14 protein-coding genes are annotated in these 14,093 nt (G+C 62.0%); 3 read left to right on the forward strand and 11 right to left on the reverse strand.

From position 1 onward, the window contains the following. Nucleotides 1-3: 3 nt before the first annotated feature. The 5 genes from ACYQ47_RS07320 to ACYQ47_RS07340 form a co-directional block, all read right to left on the reverse strand. The gene (locus tag ACYQ47_RS07320; RefSeq protein WP_459904956.1) at nucleotides 4-834 is read right to left on the reverse strand and encodes an ABC transporter permease; all 831 of its coding nucleotides are present in this window, start codon (nucleotides 832-834) and stop codon (nucleotides 4-6) included. Nucleotides 835-863: 29 nt separating this feature from the next. Then, entirely contained in the window at nucleotides 864-1,925 is a 1,062-nt protein-coding gene (locus tag ACYQ47_RS07325) for an ABC transporter substrate-binding protein (RefSeq protein ID WP_459904957.1), read from the reverse strand. A 64-nt stretch (nucleotides 1,926-1,989) separates the two neighbouring features. Beyond that, nucleotides 1,990-2,925, reverse strand: coding sequence for a TauD/TfdA dioxygenase family protein (locus ACYQ47_RS07330; RefSeq protein ID WP_250468609.1), 936 nt, complete (start codon nucleotides 2,923-2,925; stop codon nucleotides 1,990-1,992). Nucleotides 2,926-3,073: 148 nt separating this feature from the next. After that, nucleotides 3,074-4,165: an NAD(P)H-dependent flavin oxidoreductase gene (locus ACYQ47_RS07335; RefSeq protein ID WP_459904958.1), complete on the reverse strand. Its 1,092-nt coding sequence runs from the start codon at nucleotides 4,163-4,165 to the stop codon at nucleotides 3,074-3,076. A 137-nt stretch (nucleotides 4,166-4,302) separates the two neighbouring features. Beyond that, nucleotides 4,303-5,814, reverse strand: coding sequence for a CoA-acylating methylmalonate-semialdehyde dehydrogenase (locus ACYQ47_RS07340; RefSeq protein ID WP_459904959.1), 1,512 nt, complete (start codon nucleotides 5,812-5,814; stop codon nucleotides 4,303-4,305). Between the two features lie 108 nt (nucleotides 5,815-5,922). Here ACYQ47_RS07340 and ACYQ47_RS07345 point away from each other — a divergent pair, with 108 nt between their 5' ends. Beyond that, nucleotides 5,923-6,864, forward strand: coding sequence for a LysR family transcriptional regulator (locus tag ACYQ47_RS07345; RefSeq protein ID WP_244829996.1), 942 nt, complete (start codon nucleotides 5,923-5,925; stop codon nucleotides 6,862-6,864). 106 nt (nucleotides 6,865-6,970) lie between these two features. Here ACYQ47_RS07345 and ACYQ47_RS07350 read toward each other — a convergent pair whose 3' ends face one another. Then, nucleotides 6,971-7,270, reverse strand: coding sequence for a DUF4148 domain-containing protein (locus tag ACYQ47_RS07350; RefSeq protein WP_244829995.1), 300 nt, complete (start codon nucleotides 7,268-7,270; stop codon nucleotides 6,971-6,973). Between the two features lie 280 nt (nucleotides 7,271-7,550). On the opposite strand from ACYQ47_RS07350, the gene ACYQ47_RS07355 reads away from it, so the two are divergent. After that, nucleotides 7,551-8,789: an NAD(P)/FAD-dependent oxidoreductase gene (locus tag ACYQ47_RS07355; RefSeq protein WP_250468615.1), complete on the forward strand. Its 1,239-nt coding sequence runs from the start codon at nucleotides 7,551-7,553 to the stop codon at nucleotides 8,787-8,789. A 45-nt stretch (nucleotides 8,790-8,834) separates the two neighbouring features. Here ACYQ47_RS07355 and ACYQ47_RS07360 read toward each other — a convergent pair whose 3' ends face one another. The 3 genes from ACYQ47_RS07360 to ACYQ47_RS07370 all read right to left on the reverse strand — a co-directional run bounded on the left by ACYQ47_RS07360 (nucleotide 8,835) and on the right by ACYQ47_RS07370 (nucleotide 11,405). Beyond that, nucleotides 8,835-9,731, reverse strand: coding sequence for a fructose bisphosphate aldolase (locus ACYQ47_RS07360; RefSeq protein WP_459904961.1), 897 nt, complete (start codon nucleotides 9,729-9,731; stop codon nucleotides 8,835-8,837). Between the two features lie 189 nt (nucleotides 9,732-9,920). Next, on the reverse strand, nucleotides 9,921-10,337 hold the full coding sequence (locus ACYQ47_RS07365) for a hypothetical protein (RefSeq protein ID WP_250494207.1): 417 nt from the start codon (nucleotides 10,335-10,337) through the stop codon (nucleotides 9,921-9,923). Between the two features lie 198 nt (nucleotides 10,338-10,535). Then, entirely contained in the window at nucleotides 10,536-11,405 is an 870-nt protein-coding gene (locus ACYQ47_RS07370) for an alpha/beta fold hydrolase (protein WP_459904962.1), read from the reverse strand. 106 nt (nucleotides 11,406-11,511) lie between these two features. Between ACYQ47_RS07370 and ACYQ47_RS07375 the strand changes: the two genes are divergently transcribed. Further along, entirely contained in the window at nucleotides 11,512-12,363 is an 852-nt protein-coding gene (locus ACYQ47_RS07375) for a LysR substrate-binding domain-containing protein (protein ID WP_459904963.1), read from the forward strand. On the opposite strand, the gene ACYQ47_RS07380 is transcribed toward ACYQ47_RS07375, so the two are convergent. Next, nucleotides 12,341-13,402: a phytoene/squalene synthase family protein gene (locus ACYQ47_RS07380; RefSeq protein ID WP_459904965.1), complete on the reverse strand. Its 1,062-nt coding sequence runs from the start codon at nucleotides 13,400-13,402 to the stop codon at nucleotides 12,341-12,343. The genes ACYQ47_RS07375 and ACYQ47_RS07380 overlap by 23 nt on opposite strands. 49 nt (nucleotides 13,403-13,451) lie before the next feature. Beyond that, nucleotides 13,452-13,982 (reverse strand): septal ring lytic transglycosylase RlpA family protein, encoded by a 531-nt coding sequence (locus ACYQ47_RS07385; protein WP_459904966.1) that lies wholly within the window; start codon nucleotides 13,980-13,982, stop codon nucleotides 13,452-13,454. Nucleotides 13,983-14,093: the final 111 nt, after the last annotated feature.

The following is a 14,093-nucleotide window of genomic DNA, read 5'->3' on the forward strand; positions in this document are numbered from 1 at the left end:
CTCCTAGACCGCGCCGCGCTGCAACTTGCGCTCGAGCGCGGTCAACAAGCGATCGGCGACATAGCCGACCGCGCCCACGATCAAGACCGAAGCCAGCACCAGATCGAGCTGAAAGAGCTGGCGTCCAAACACGATCAGATAGCCGAGCCCTTCCGACGATGCCACGAGTTCCACGACCACGAGCGTCAGCCATGCTTTGGTGAAGGCGAGGCGAATGCCCGTGCCGATCATCGGCACCGACGAGGGCAAGACCACACGCAAAATGGTTTGCCAGCGCGTGTAGCGATACACCGCCGCGACCTCACGCAACTCGGGCGGGGTGCTGCGAAAGCCCTGCAAGGTGCTCAGGGTCACCGGCACGAGCGCGGCATGACCGATGAGCAGATACTTCAACGGCTCACCGATGCCCACTACGATCATCAGAAACGGCAGCCAGCCGAGCACGGGCACCTGCACGATCGCGTTGAAGCTCGGCAGCACATACGCCTCGACCGTGCGCGACAGGCCGAGCACGCCGCCTAGCAGAATGCCGAGCACCACGCCGCCGCCAAAGCCGACAGACGCGCGCGACATGCTCGCGCCCAAGTGCATCCATAGTTCGCCGCTCTTGATGAGCGCGGTAAGGGTATCGAAGACCAGCGAGGGCGGCGGCAGAACCTGCGCGGAGATCCATCCAAGACGCGAGCCCAGCACCCATAGCAACGCGCAGGCGAGCGGCAGAAGCCACGGCAATACGGCCCAGCCAAGCGAACGCGCCGTGCCGCCGGATGCGCGCGCGACCGAAGCGTTGCGGCGTGCCGCCGGCACCAGCACACGCGAGAGAGCATTCGCCATCGGAAGTTCTCCGTTAAGAAAGAAGCGGGTCAGGCGACCGGCTTGCCCGACGCATCGAAGCGCGGCCAGTAGCTTTCGAGCTTGAGCGACTTGAGCGCCTGATCGAGATACTTCGGCTCGAACCAGCCGTTCACGCTGACAGGTTGGCGAATGAGGTTCAGCCGCAAGGCGTCATCGGCGACGGACTGATATCGTGCCTGCACGAATGAATCGATGAGCGGCGAATTGCGGTCCTTCAAAGGCTGATTCGCATACTCCGATGCCCACGACTCCGACGGCACGCCGCTCTTCGACCACAACGTGAAGAGCGCATTGCGATTGCCTTCGTCGGACGACCATTGCGCGGCCTGCACCACCGAAGTCACGACCTTTTGCACCACGTCGGGATGCGCGCTTTCGAAGTCGTCGAGTACGAGCAGATGCGCTTGCCGCGTCAGTTGCATGCCGCCATCGCGCGACGCATAAACGATCTTCGCGAGACCCTGGCGCTGCAACTTGAAGAGCGAGTAGTCGAGAAACACGGCATCGACGCCCTTCGACGCAAGCGCTGCCTGCGCCGCGGCCGTATCGAGATTGATGACGCGCAGATCGCGTTCGGTCAGGCCGTTTTCCTTGAGCACGTTATCCGCGACGAGCTGCAGATTCGTGCCCCGAAAAATCGCCACGCGCTTGCCCTTGAGGTCTTTCACCGACTTGATGTCGGAGTCCGGCGGCACCGCGACATACACGCCCGCGCGCACATTCGATTCGAGCAGCAAGTGCGTCTTCAGGCCGTTCGCGCGTCCGAGCACGGCGGGCAAGTCACCTTGATACGCGAAGTCGATCTGCTTGTTGGCGAGCGCCTCGTTCACGGCCGGACCCGCGCCCTTGAAGAAGATCCACTCGACCTTGATGTGATCGCCCTGCAATGCATCCTCGACGCGATGCTGCAATTGCGCGGTGGCGGCAGGCGAGCCGCCGAACGTGGGCGGGTCGCCCGCGCCCTGCTGCGCGACGCCGATGCGCACCGTTTCCGGCGCCGCGGCGTGCGAGATGGAAACGAATGCGGCGCACAAAAGAGCGCCCGCGAAGCGCGCGAATCTCGTTGTCATCTTGTCCTTCGGCGTTATTCGATGATCGACTGGCGATGACCCGCGTCATCGCCAGTGAGGGCGTTCAGGCGCGTGCTTCGCGCTTGACGGTGCGGCTCTTTCTGCCGTCGATGGAAACGGGCACGTCGCCGTGAACGGTCGCGCGACGCACGACGCGGTGGTCATCGCCGTAATCCGCCACCGCGTAGTGCTGCGTCGCGCGGTTGTCCCAGATCGCGACATCGCCTTGCGTCCAGCGCCAGCGCACCGTGTTCTCGAGGCGCTGAATGTGATCGTGGAAGATTTCGAGCAGTCGGTCCGAATCGCGCTGCGACAGGCCGACGAAGCGCTGCACGAAGTGACCCAGCACGAGCGTGCGTTCACCCGTTTCCGGATGCACGCGCACCACGGGATGTTCCGTCTCGTAGAGCGTGGAGGTGAACTGCTTGCGGTACTCGCGCTCCGTCTCGGTGTCGGGCGCGTTGCGCGTGGCTGCGTAGTCGTAGGCGTTCGAATGCAACGCCCAGAGGTTGTCGGCGAGATCGCGCAAGGGCTGCGGCAGGTTGCTGTAGGCGGTGGCGGTGTTGCCCCACACGGTATCGCCGCCGGCGGGCGGGATCACCACGCCGCGCAGGATGGAAATCTTCGGATAGGCATCGACGAAAGTGACATCCGTATGCCATGAATTGGCGCGCGTGCCGTGCTTCGAATCGAGTTCGAGCAGACGGCTCGTGCCTTCCTTCGAAGGCACCGTGGGATGCGCCACAGTGTCGCCAAAACGCGCGGCGAACGCTTCCTGCGAAGCGTCGTCCAGATGCGACTGGCCGCGAAAGAACAGCACCTTGTGCTTGAGCAGCGCGTCGTTGATGCGAGTGATGGCGGTATCGTCGAGATCGCCTGAGAGCGTCACGCCGCGCACTTCGGCGCCAATACGGCCGCCTATGGGACGGACCTGGAAAGGCTCCTGCGTGGCGGCGGGCTGACGGACGGAATCGTGGTCGAGCGTAGCGGAATCGGACATCGGTTGCTCCGTTGGTTTCGGATATCGTGGGCAAGCCGCGAAAGAACGCGACCGAAACATTGAAGCATCGACTGCCCATCAGACCAACGAAGCGTTTCGACTAAGCTTTACAGCGCCGAGGTGATGACGCTTTGCTCGAATCCGCTATTCAACGCGAATAACGCTGTAAGGATTCGATCGTTTCATCGAGTTCCGCTTCGAGCCGCGCCATCAATTCCGCGGCGGACATTTCGCGCGCGAGTGCGGCCGCCTGCCCGCCCCATTGCGCGCCATAGCCGAACTCGCCTCGTGCCTTGGCCGCCGCATGCAGCGCCTTGCCCGCGTTGTAAGTCACGGGATACGCGGGGTTGTTCGGCGCGTTTGCCTCACGCCCGAGTTCCGTGAACTTGTTGACGAGACTGCGCGCCGGGCGGCCCGATATCGCGGCGGTAAGCGTGGTGCGATTCGCGGCATCGCTCAGAAGCGCGCGACGATATCCAGCATCGATTGCGGACTCGGTGGTCGGAACGAAAGCCGTGCCAAGCTGCGCCGCCTGCGCGCCGAGCGCGAGCGCGGCGGCGACTCCCGCGCCATCCATGATGCCGCCCGCCGCGATCACCGGTACGTCGAACTTGCGCACGAGCAAACGCGTGAGCGCGAAGGTGCCAAGATAATCGTCGTCGGCTTCGCCGTCGAAGATACCGCGATGCCCGCCTGCTTCGATGCCTTGCGCGACGATCGCATCGATACCCGCTTTTGCGATTTGCTCCGCTTCATTCACATTAGTTGCAGATGCAATCAGTTTGATGCCCGCGTTACGGAGGGCATCGATATAGTCCTTCGAAGGCAGGCCGAAGTGAAAGCTCACGATAGCCGGCTTTTCTTCGACGAAGACCTTGAGCATGGCTTCATCGACGACAAAGCTCGTGTAGATTTCGCTAAGCCGCGCGGGCGGCGTGGCGCCATATCGCGCGAAAACGGGTGCGAGCCATTCGATCCACGCGCTTTCCAGAGCGGCGTCGGCTTTAGCCGGGCTATGACAGAACACGTTGACGTTGAACGGCTTGTCGGTCAGCGCGCGCGTCTCGCGAATGACCTTGCGCGCCGCTTCGGCGTTCATCGCGCCCACGCCGAGCGACCCCAGTCCGCCCGCATTCGATACCGCCGCCGCGAGAGCAGGCGTCGTGACACCGGCCATCGGCGCTTGAATGATGGGCTTGTTGATGCCGAGTAACGGCAATAAAGCGTTGCTCCTGCTCATGACCATGTCCTCTCGATAGTGGCCTCGAGCTTCTCGACGATGAAACCGCACGCAAGGCTGCGAGGCCAGATGACAAATCGCCCGCTCCTTCCTGCACGGAAGCCAAGCGGGCGACGACTACCTGTGCTGCGTACGCCTTACTTCGCGGTCGGCATCACGAATTCCGCGCCCTTTTCCGTGCTTTCCGGCCAGCGTTGCATGATGGACTTTTGCTTCGTATAGAAGCGCACGCCTTCTTCGCCATAAGCGTGCATGTCGCCGAAGAGACTGCGCTTCCAGCCGCCGAAGCCATGCCATGCCATCGGAACGGGAATGGGTACGTTGATGCCGACCATGCCCACTTCGATGCGTCGGCCGAACTCGCGCGCAACGTGACCATCGCGCGTGTAGCAGGCGACGCCGTTGCCGAACTCGTGCGCATTGACGAGTTCCACGGCTTCGCCGAAGTCCTTCACGCGCACGCATGAAAGCACCGGCCCGAAGATTTCTTCCTTGTAGATGCGCATGTTCGGCGTTACATGGTCGAACAGCGTGCCGCCCGTGAAGAAGCCGTCTTCGTGACCGGGAACCTTGTGGCCGCGTCCATCGACGACGAGTTTCGCGCCTTCATCCACGCCCAGCGAGATATAACCTTCGATACGTTCCAGCGCGGCGCGCGTGACGATCGGCCCCATTTCGGCATCCAGCTCCATGCCGTTCTTGATGACGAGCTGCTGCGCACGTTCGGCGAGGCGCGGCACGATCTTGTCCGCCACGTCGCCCACCAGCACCGCGACCGATACCGCCATGCAGCGCTCGCCCGCCGAGCCATAGCCCGCGCCGATGAGCGCATCGATAGCCTGATCGAGATCGGCATCCGGCATCACGACCATGTGATTTTTTGCGCCGCCGAGCGCCTGCACACGCTTGCCGTGCTTCGCGCCGGTCTCGTAGATATAGTTGGCGATAGGCGTCGAACCGACAAAGCTGATCGCGCGCACATCGGGATGTTCGAGCAATGCATCGACCACGACCTTGTCGCCTTGCACCACGTTGAAAATGCCATCCGGCAGACCCGCTTCCTTCAGCAGATTAGCCATGAAAAGCGACGCGGACGGATCGCGCTCGCTCGGCTTCAGGATGAACGCGTTGCCGCTTGCAATGGCCACGGGGAACATCCAGCACGGCACCATGCAAGGGAAGTTGAACGGCGTGATGCCCGCGACGACGCCGAGCGGCTGACGCGTCGTCCAGTTATCCATGCCGGTGGAGACTTGTTCGGTGTAATCGCCCTTCAGCAATTGCGGAATGCCGCAGGCGAATTCGATCACGTCGATACCGCGCGACACTTCGCCTTGCGCGTCGGTAAAGACCTTGCCGTGCTCGGCGGTGATGATCGCCGCGAGTTCATCGCGACGCAGGTTCATGAGTTCGAGGAACTTCAGCATGACGCGCGCGCGCCGAATGGGCGGCGTATCGCGCCATGCGGGGAACGCGGCTTTCGCGCTCTCGACGGCGGCATCGACATCGGCGACTTCGCCGAGCACGAGCTTGCGCGGACGCTCGCCCGTCGCGGGATTGAAAATGGGCTGCGAGCGGGCGCCCGAGCCATTCACGCGTTCGCCATGAATGAAGTGAACCACGTCGGCGGTGTCGTTATACGCTTTCATTTCGTCTCCTGTCCAGAAGTGTCAATGCCAAGAGTGTAGGACGGAATCGTGCGCCGCGAACGCGTTATGATTGAACTCATTGTTCATAACGGCAAACAATCCCCGCGCATGGACGCACAAAAAGTCGAAGGGCTCTGGACGCATCTGCATTGGCTCACGGTGCTCGCCGAGCAGGGCAGCTACACGGCGGCGGCGGCGCGGCTCAACGTGAGCAAAGCCGCGATGAGTCAGCGTATCGCCGAACTGGAGCGCGCGGCAGGCGTGCCGCTTGTCACGCGCACCACGCGCAGCGTGCGCTTCACGGAGGCAGGACGGCGCCTCGTCGACGATACGCGCACGCAGTACGAGCATATCGCCGCGAGCTTTTCGAGCGTGAGGGAAATGGCGGGTGTGGCGCGCGGCTTGATCCGCGTCACCGCGCCAATGGCGTTCGCGCGTCAGCAATTGGTGCCGCGTTTAGCGGGCTTTCTGCATGCACATCCGGAAGTGCGGGTGCAACTGGAAGCATCGGACAGGTTGAGTTCCATTGCGACGGAGGGCTTCGATCTCGCCATCCGGCACAGCGCGCAAGCGCCGGAAACGCATGTCGCGTGGAAGTTGTGCGATACCCATTCGGTGATCGTGGCGACACATGCATATCTCAAACGGCGCGGCATGCCCGCGACGCCCGCCGATCTTGCGGTGCACGACTGCCTGTTTTATCCGCGCGCGCAGACATCGGGCGTGTGGTCGTTCGTGCGTAAGGGCGCGCGCAAGACGGCGGCCGGGCCTCATACGCTTGCGGTCAACGGGCCATTCTCCGCGAACAATAGCGAAGTGCTGCGCGATGCCGCGCTCGACGATCTGGGTATCGCGCTGTTGCCCGACTTCAGCGCGCAAGCCGCGGTGCAGGCGGGAAAGCTTGTGGTGTTGCTGCCGGACTGGCGCTGCGTGGGCACATTCGCCGATCAGCTTTATGTCGTGCGTCCTTATGCGCCTCATGTGCCGCGTGCGGTCGCGCTTTTCATCGGCTATTTGCGTGAGACCTTTGCGGGCGGCTTTCCGCTTTAGCGTTTTCTTTAGCGCTTGCTTTAGCGCTTGCTTTAGCGCTTGCTCTAGCCAAAGAAAAAGCGCCCGCAATTGCGAGCGCTTTCTTTATAGCGAGACTACCTGTTGCTTAGTGATGCGCAAACGTCGGGAACACGTCGGCTTGCACCGCACGCGAGCCGGCTTGCGCCGAGCCTTCAGTCGCACCGCCAAACGAGTTGCCTTGACCCGCAACGCGCGCTTCAGCAGCTTGAATGTCCGACGGATAGTGCGAGTCGCTCACGAAGCCGGGGTTATAACCGGCCTTTTCCAACTGAACGATCTGTTCGCGAACTTCAGCGCGCGTAAGCGGTTGGTTCGATTGTGCGAAAGAAGCAACCGGTGCGGCGAAAGCGATGGCAACTGCTGCGATTCCAATGAGCTTGTTCATGATTGATACCCTCCAGCTTAGGTTTTTGGGGCTGTCGCTCACTTGGCATTTGCTCGTGTGCGACCGTTGAAGAGAGTTTAGTGAGTGCTTCGCTTAGGGTAAATACTTAATCCACGAAATCAGTTTTGGTGAAATCGCGACTAATCCAGGCCTGAAAACTCCAGTTCTTTAGCATCGACGGGAAATTGCTTAGCGCATCGCCTATAAAGTAAGCAGGACGTTGTCCACGACACATCATGCCAAATGGATCGAACGTTCGGTTTGCAAAGGAGGCAATGCCTTGAAGCGAATCGTGGTCGTTGGGGCGGGTTTTGCCGGACTATGGAGCGCGCTCGCCGCCGCGCGCAAACTCGATGAATTGCAGCAACCAGCGGATCAGGCCGAAGTGGTCGTCCTCAATCCGCAGCCTTATCACAGCGTGCGCGTGCGCAACTACGAGCAACCGCTCGATCCCACGCTCGTGCCGCTCGACGGCGTGTTCGGTCCGACCGGCGTGCGCTTCGTCCAGGCGACCGCGCACACGGTCGATAGCGCGAATCGGCGCGTCATGTTCACGCGGGAAGACGGAGAAGGTTCGCTGGAATACGACCGGCTCATCCTCGCGGTAGGCAGCGAACTGGTACGCCCGGAAATTCCCGGGCTGGATCGCCACTCGTTCGACGTCGATACCTACGCGGGCGCCTGCAAGCTCCAGGCGCATCTGTCCACCCTGCCCGCATTGCCCGACTCGCCCGGACGCTATACGGCTGTCGTGATCGGCGCAGGCCTGACGGGAATCGAACTCGCGGCGGAATTGCCCGGCCGCCTGCGTGAGATCGTGGGCGAAGCGGATCGCGACAAGGTGCGCGTGGTGCTCGCGGATCGGTCGCCGAAAATCGCGCAATCGATGGGCGGCGCGCAAAGCGTCGTCGTTCAGGCCATGACCTCGCTCGATGTCGAGCTTAGGCCAGGCGTATCGCTGGAAGAACTCGACGGACACGGCGCTTCGCTTTCGGACGGCGTCAATGCCGATTACATCCAGGCATGCACCGTGGTCTGGTGCGGCGGCATGCGCGCCAACGCATTGGCGAGCCAGCTTCCCGTCGGACTCGATTCCATGGGCCGCGTGCCCGTCGATGCCTATCTGCGCGTCACGGGCGTTCCCGGCGTATTTGCGGCGGGCGATTGCGCACGCGTGCTGATCGACGGCAAACGGCCTTCGGTCATGTCGTGTCAGCATGGCCGGCCGATGGGCCGCTACGCCGGCAATAACGCCGTCTGCGATTTATACGGAGAAGAGATGCTGCCGTTGCAGATCGACTGGTACACGACGGTCTGCGACCTGGGCCCGTGGGGCGCGGTCTATACGGAGGGATGGGAACGCAAGCTGGTCTCGGAAGGCGAGGCTGCCAAGGCGACCAAGCGCACGATCAACGGGGAGCGGATCTATCCGCCGAGGAGCGGCTGCCGCGAAGAGTTGTTCCGGGCTGCCGCGCCTATCGTGCAGACGCCGCCATCGACGACACGCGCCGATTCATGATCGTGGCGATGAGGGCAGACACCACGCCTCATCGCCACTGAAGCGTCAAACCTTGTCGACCGATGCTTCGTAGATCTCGTCGATGGACTCGCCGAGCGTCGCGTTGAACTCTTCGTCGCTCATCGACTTCTTCAGTTCGTTGATAAGCGCGCGCGAGAAGCTCGCAATCATGCCGTGGTTCTTCGCCAGACGCTGGCATGCGTCGGTGCGCGTATAGCCGCCCGAAAGCGCCACCACGCGCACGACACGCGGATGCTCGATCAGCGGCGCGTAGAAGTCCACTTCATCGGGGATGGTCAGCTTGATCATCACCTGACTGGATTCCGGCAGCGCGTCGAGACCTTTCAGCAATTCGTCGCGCAGAATTTTTTCCGCACCCTTCTTGTCCGTGCTCTTGATGGACACTTCGGGTTCGAGAATGGGCACGAGACCGTGTCCGATGATCTGATTGCCCACTTCGAATTGCTGCTTCACGACTGCGGCGATGCCCTTTTCGTTCGCGTCCTTGATGACCGAACGCATCTTCGTGCCGAAGATGCCGAGCTTGACGGCGCGTTCCAGCAGCGCGTCGAGGCCGGGGTTCGGCTTCATGACCTGAACGCCGTCGGCTTCTGCTTCGAGGCCCTTGTCGACCTTGAGGAACGGCACCACGCCACGGTCTTCCCACAGGAACGCAGGCACGGACTTGCCATTTGCCTGACCGTCCATGGTGGCTTCGAAGAGAATGGCGCCAATGACCTTTTCTCCCGTGAATGACGGCGCGGTGATGATGCGCACGCGCATTTCATGCATCAGCTTGAACATCTCGGCGTCGCCGTCGTAGGCGTCTTCTGCAATGCCGTACTGCTTGAGCGCGCCCGGCGTCGAACCGCCGCTTTGATCCAAGGCGGCGATAAAACCTTGCTTCTCCGCCATTTGCGACAGCATCTTTTCGTTAGCCACGAACATTTCCCTCCTCAAAGTTCAAACACCGGAACGCGCGCGAGCACGGCCCGGGCTTCTGGTTCCACTACGGTAAGTGTAATGGTTTTGAGGCGCGACTTGACTGTGCATATCCGCCATTTCCCCTGCCACACACTCAAATCGAGGAGAGAAAAGGCGACGCGGCAGGGCTTTTGCGGCTCGATCTGCTCAAGGCGCAGCGGAGTTGAAGTCCCCGGCGTTCACGGGTTCGACCGCGCGTGCGCTTCGCCCGAGCATGAATGCAGCGCGGCGCAGGAACGATGGCGCGCCTTGCGCCGCCATGATTTCGAGGGTGGGTAATTCGGGCGTTTCTAAAACCGGCTGAGATTGCGCCTGTATTTTTTCAGGCGCTGGCGCTTTGACGTTCAAGAGCGCTTCACGCGCATTTGCGCAATGCACGTTCAGCAAGCGACGCATTTCCGGATTTTCGATGAGTGCTTGCGCCGTCGCGAGACCGCGCTCGAATTGCAGCGCATAAGCGATATCGGCGAAATTCTCGTATTGACCGCTATCGGCCAGTTCGAACGCCAATTGCTGGGTGCGCTGGCGCTTCCATGCTTCGAGATCGTCTTGGCCCGTACTCACATTGGCCTCTTCTTGGCGATGAGGTGGCAATGATGTTAGCCCGAGACCCGCGCGTTTGCGTTGTCCCGCCACAACAAGCAGACAAAAAGTCGGACGATAAGTGCTTGCCTTCCATTACTTCCTTAGCAATAGCCAAAGATATTCTTAAGCGTGACTTTCGAGCGAACGAGCGTTCTTGCTCAAGAATCGCTAAGGAAATTACCAGGCACCGGCAAACGCCTGTATAGCGCGATTGAATGCGGCCGGGCTTGCCACGTTCATTCCGTGCGATGCCCCGGCAATAGTTTGCCGATCCGCGAATTCAATCCATTCCGCCAGCTTGTCGACGTTATTGCGGAACATGCGCGGGCTCTTTTGTCCGTCTATCAGCAAAGTGCGGCACTTGATATCGCGCGCGGCGTCGCGGGTATAAGCGGGCAAGGGATCGCGAAGTTGCTTCGGCACCGTAAGCGCGTTGTCTATCGCCATCCGTCGAAAAGCCGGCGTGCTCTTTTGCCAGAAGCTCGGCATGCTGACCGAATCGACGAACAGTTCCAGCCCCGGCTCGATTTCGCCCATCTCGATGAGTTCCGCCACGCGCGTGCGCAAGGCGTTGGTCGCGGGCGGCAAGCTGGCGGCCGCAGGCTGCGGCGAAACCTGGAGCGGTCCGCCCGGGTCCGCGAGCGTGAGCGTCTTCACGAGACGCGGATATTCCCTTGCGAGATGAAACGCGACGCACCCGCCGCGCGAATGCCCGACCAGATGCACGGGTGCAATGTCGAGCGCCTCGATAAATTCCGCCATCTCCGCGACATGCGCTTCCCAGCTGAATTCGCCCTGCACGAAGGCATCGACGGCGGGCCAGTAGTGACTGAGACTCGGCGCGATGCAACGAAACTGCCTGGCAAGCGGCAGAATCTGCGCGCTCCAGTAGCGGTAATCGCAGAGCGAACCATGCACGAACAGGAGCGGCTCGCCTTCGCCGCAATCCACGTAAGGCACGGAAATGCCGGACGCGGTCGTTGCGAAAGACGCTTCCGGCAAGGCTTGCAAGGCGGACAGTACGGCGGGATCGGTACGGGCGTTCATTGATTCGCTCCTTTCCCGCACTATGCCGTCCGCCAATTTAAAAGAAAATCGCATAATATTGATAACATCGTTCAGATTTTCTGATACCAAGTCGTCATACACAGGCATGAAAGCACTCGACCTCGATGTCCTTGCCATGATCGTCGCCGTCGCGGACACGGGCAACATCAGCCGCGCGGCGGAACTCGTGCATCGCTCGCAATCGGCCGTCAGCATGCAGATCAAGACGCTCGAAACCGCGCTTGGCAAGGCGCTGTTCGTGCGCAAACCGCGCAGCGTGACGCCCACGCAAGACGGCGAAGTGTTACTGACCTACGCGCGCCGCATGCTCGCCTTGCGCGATGAAGCATGGGCCGCCGTCGTGCGGCCGGACGTGACGGGGCGCGTGGTGATCGGCGTACCGGACGACTACGCGTCGTCGCTGTTTCCGCCCATCCTCAAGAAGTTTTCGGCGACCTTTCCCAAGGTCGAGATTCAGGTGGTCGGCTTGCCGAGCGTGGCGCTTGCGCCGATGCTGAAAGACGGCTCGGTCGATCTGGTCTGCGCCACGCGCGTGAAAGGTCTGAGCGGCGAATTCCTGCGTCACGAGCCGATGGTCTGGGCCGCCGCGCCCGGGGCCACGGAAATCTGGCGCGAACGTCCCTTGCCCATTGCCGTGTTCCTGCCGGGCAGCGTGGCGCGCGAGAACGCCATACGCAGCCTGGAACGCGCGCGTATCGGCTATCGCACGTCGTACGAGAGCCCGAGTCTGCTCGGTCTCCTGACGATGGCCGAAGCCGGTCTTGCCGTCACGCCGCTTGCCAAGTGCGCTGTCCCCGCGCATTTCACGCTACTCGGTCAGGCGCAAGGGCTGCCGGAAATCCCCGCGCTCGAAGTGGTGCTGGCGCGCAGCGCGGCATCCAAACGGCCGCCTTGCGACTTCCTGGCCGAACGCATCATGGCCGAGTTGCGCCGTTGAGTGCGGCTTGGATGGCGCTGATCCTGCGTTCGGCCCACGCCTTCAGAAGCCTATTCGATGCAACCAGCGGCATCGACGCCGCCATGATGCGATAGACATCGTTGCGGCGCACCTTGGTGATGCGCTCCGGGGCGAGCCATGCGTCGTTACGCGCCAGCAACACCAGCGTTTCCAGCCCGATCATGATCGGCCACAGGCACGCGAGCCGCAGCCGAATGGCGCTCGATGGAATCGCCATCGTGTAGGCCAGCGCGTCGCGATAGAGCGCGATGGTGGTTTGCAACAGCTCGTCTTGCACGGGACGCGCTTTATCGGATGCCTCGGGCGCGAGCAGTTCTCGTGGCGCGATGCCATGACGCGCCAGCATCGACGAAGGCAGATAGCAACGCCCGATACGCAGATCGCGCGCGCAATCGCGCAGCACGTTGGTCATCTGCAGCGCCTTGCCGAAGCGCACGCCGCGCGCAAGCATGACATCCGGCGCGGCCTTGAGCGTGCCCGGCATATGCGCGTAGGTCATCTTCGTCCAGAACTCGCCCACGCAGCCCGCGACGAGATAGGTGTAGCGGTCCAGTTCGTCGAATTCACCGAGCGCCGCGATCTCGCCCGAGGTTTCATCCGGGAACGTGCGCAGGTCGAACTCCATGCCCGTTGTGAGCGTGGTCACGATATCGCGCACGGCATCGCGGTCGGCCTTGCTCAATTGCGGCAGGATGGCAAGCGCTCCGCCGAGCGATTCGAGCAGCGCGCGTTCATCCGCTTGCGCTTGCTGGCCCGCTACTTCGCCGGCTATGCGGGCCAGCGCGCCATCGTCCGGTGCGCCGTTGACTTGCGCGCGCAACGACAGCAGCAAGTCCAGACGAAGTTGCGGCGCGATGAGCGACGTATCCGCGATGGTATCGGCGGCGCGCGCAAGCAGATACGCCAGCGCGACGGGGTCGCGCATGCCCGCCGGAAGAATCCGCAGCGTCAGATAGAACGAGCGCGAAACGCTCTTGAGAAGCGGGCCGAGGAGGACTGCCCGGGTCGATTGATTCATGAGTGGGATCAGAGAGCGCTCAAGCACGCGAGAGCGCATTGTATCCGGCTCAACGGTGCCGCTTGTGCCTTCGCCTCTTTGCGCGATGATGCACGGGAATGGCGACGGCATCATGCGCCGATACACGCTCGATCACCACTTGCGCCGTCCCCCCGTGTTGCAGGCCGAGCAATACCGCCGCCGCAAACGAAAGATCGATCACGCGGCCCTTCTGGTAGGGGCCGCGGTCGTTGATGCGCACGACGACCGACCGCGTCTTCGCGGCATTGCTGACGCGCACGTAAGTGCCGAGCGGCAGCGTGAGATGCGCGGCCGTGAGCGCGTTCATGTCGTAAGCCTCGCCGCTCGCGGTGGGGCGGCCTTGGAAGGCGTCGGCGTAATAGCTGGCCATGCCGATCTGGAAGGCATATGCCTTCTTGGCGTGCACATGCTTCGCGTGCGACACGGCCTTGTGTAAAGCATGATGCTTGCGTGCTGGCTTGACTGGCCGATGTGAAGTCCATCCGCACAGCAACACGCAAGCGCCGATGGACACGATCCAGGCCAATAGCCGGCGCGCATGGAATGCGCGGACCTGCATGGGCGATCTACTCCATGAGTTACCGATTCGTGGATCGGATCGCCCTTAACGCCCTCTGCTTTTTAGCGTTGACCTGCCTTCCTTGGATATGACGCTTCTTTACAGGACTAC

The sequence above is a fragment of the Caballeronia sp. HLA56 genome (assembly GCF_054655155.1).

Excerpts from the sequence above, each read along its gene's own strand:
- ACYQ47_RS07320 (WP_459904956.1), bottom strand. The coding sequence starts at position 834 with ATGGCGAATGCTCTCTCGCGTGTGCTGGTGCCGGCGGCACGCCGCAAC.
- ACYQ47_RS07325 (WP_459904957.1), bottom strand. The coding sequence starts at position 1,925 with ATGACAACGAGATTCGCGCGCTTCGCGGGCGCTCTTTTGTGCGCCGCA.
- ACYQ47_RS07330 (WP_250468609.1), bottom strand. The coding sequence starts at position 2,925 with ATGTCCGATTCCGCTACGCTCGACCACGATTCCGTCCGTCAGCCCGCC.
- ACYQ47_RS07335 (WP_459904958.1), bottom strand. The coding sequence starts at position 4,165 with ATGAGCAGGAGCAACGCTTTATTGCCGTTACTCGGCATCAACAAGCCC.
- ACYQ47_RS07340 (WP_459904959.1), bottom strand. The coding sequence starts at position 5,814 with ATGAAAGCGTATAACGACACCGCCGACGTGGTTCACTTCATTCATGGC.
- ACYQ47_RS07345 (WP_244829996.1), top strand. The coding sequence starts at position 5,923 with ATGGACGCACAAAAAGTCGAAGGGCTCTGGACGCATCTGCATTGGCTC.
- ACYQ47_RS07350 (WP_244829995.1), bottom strand. The coding sequence starts at position 7,270 with ATGAACAAGCTCATTGGAATCGCAGCAGTTGCCATCGCTTTCGCCGCA.
- ACYQ47_RS07370 (WP_459904962.1), bottom strand. The coding sequence starts at position 11,405 with ATGAACGCCCGTACCGATCCCGCCGTACTGTCCGCCTTGCAAGCCTTG.
- ACYQ47_RS07375 (WP_459904963.1), top strand. The coding sequence starts at position 11,512 with ATGAAAGCACTCGACCTCGATGTCCTTGCCATGATCGTCGCCGTCGCG.
- ACYQ47_RS07380 (WP_459904965.1), bottom strand. The coding sequence starts at position 13,402 with ATGAATCAATCGACCCGGGCAGTCCTCCTCGGCCCGCTTCTCAAGAGC.
- ACYQ47_RS07385 (WP_459904966.1), bottom strand. The coding sequence starts at position 13,982 with ATGCAGGTCCGCGCATTCCATGCGCGCCGGCTATTGGCCTGGATCGTG.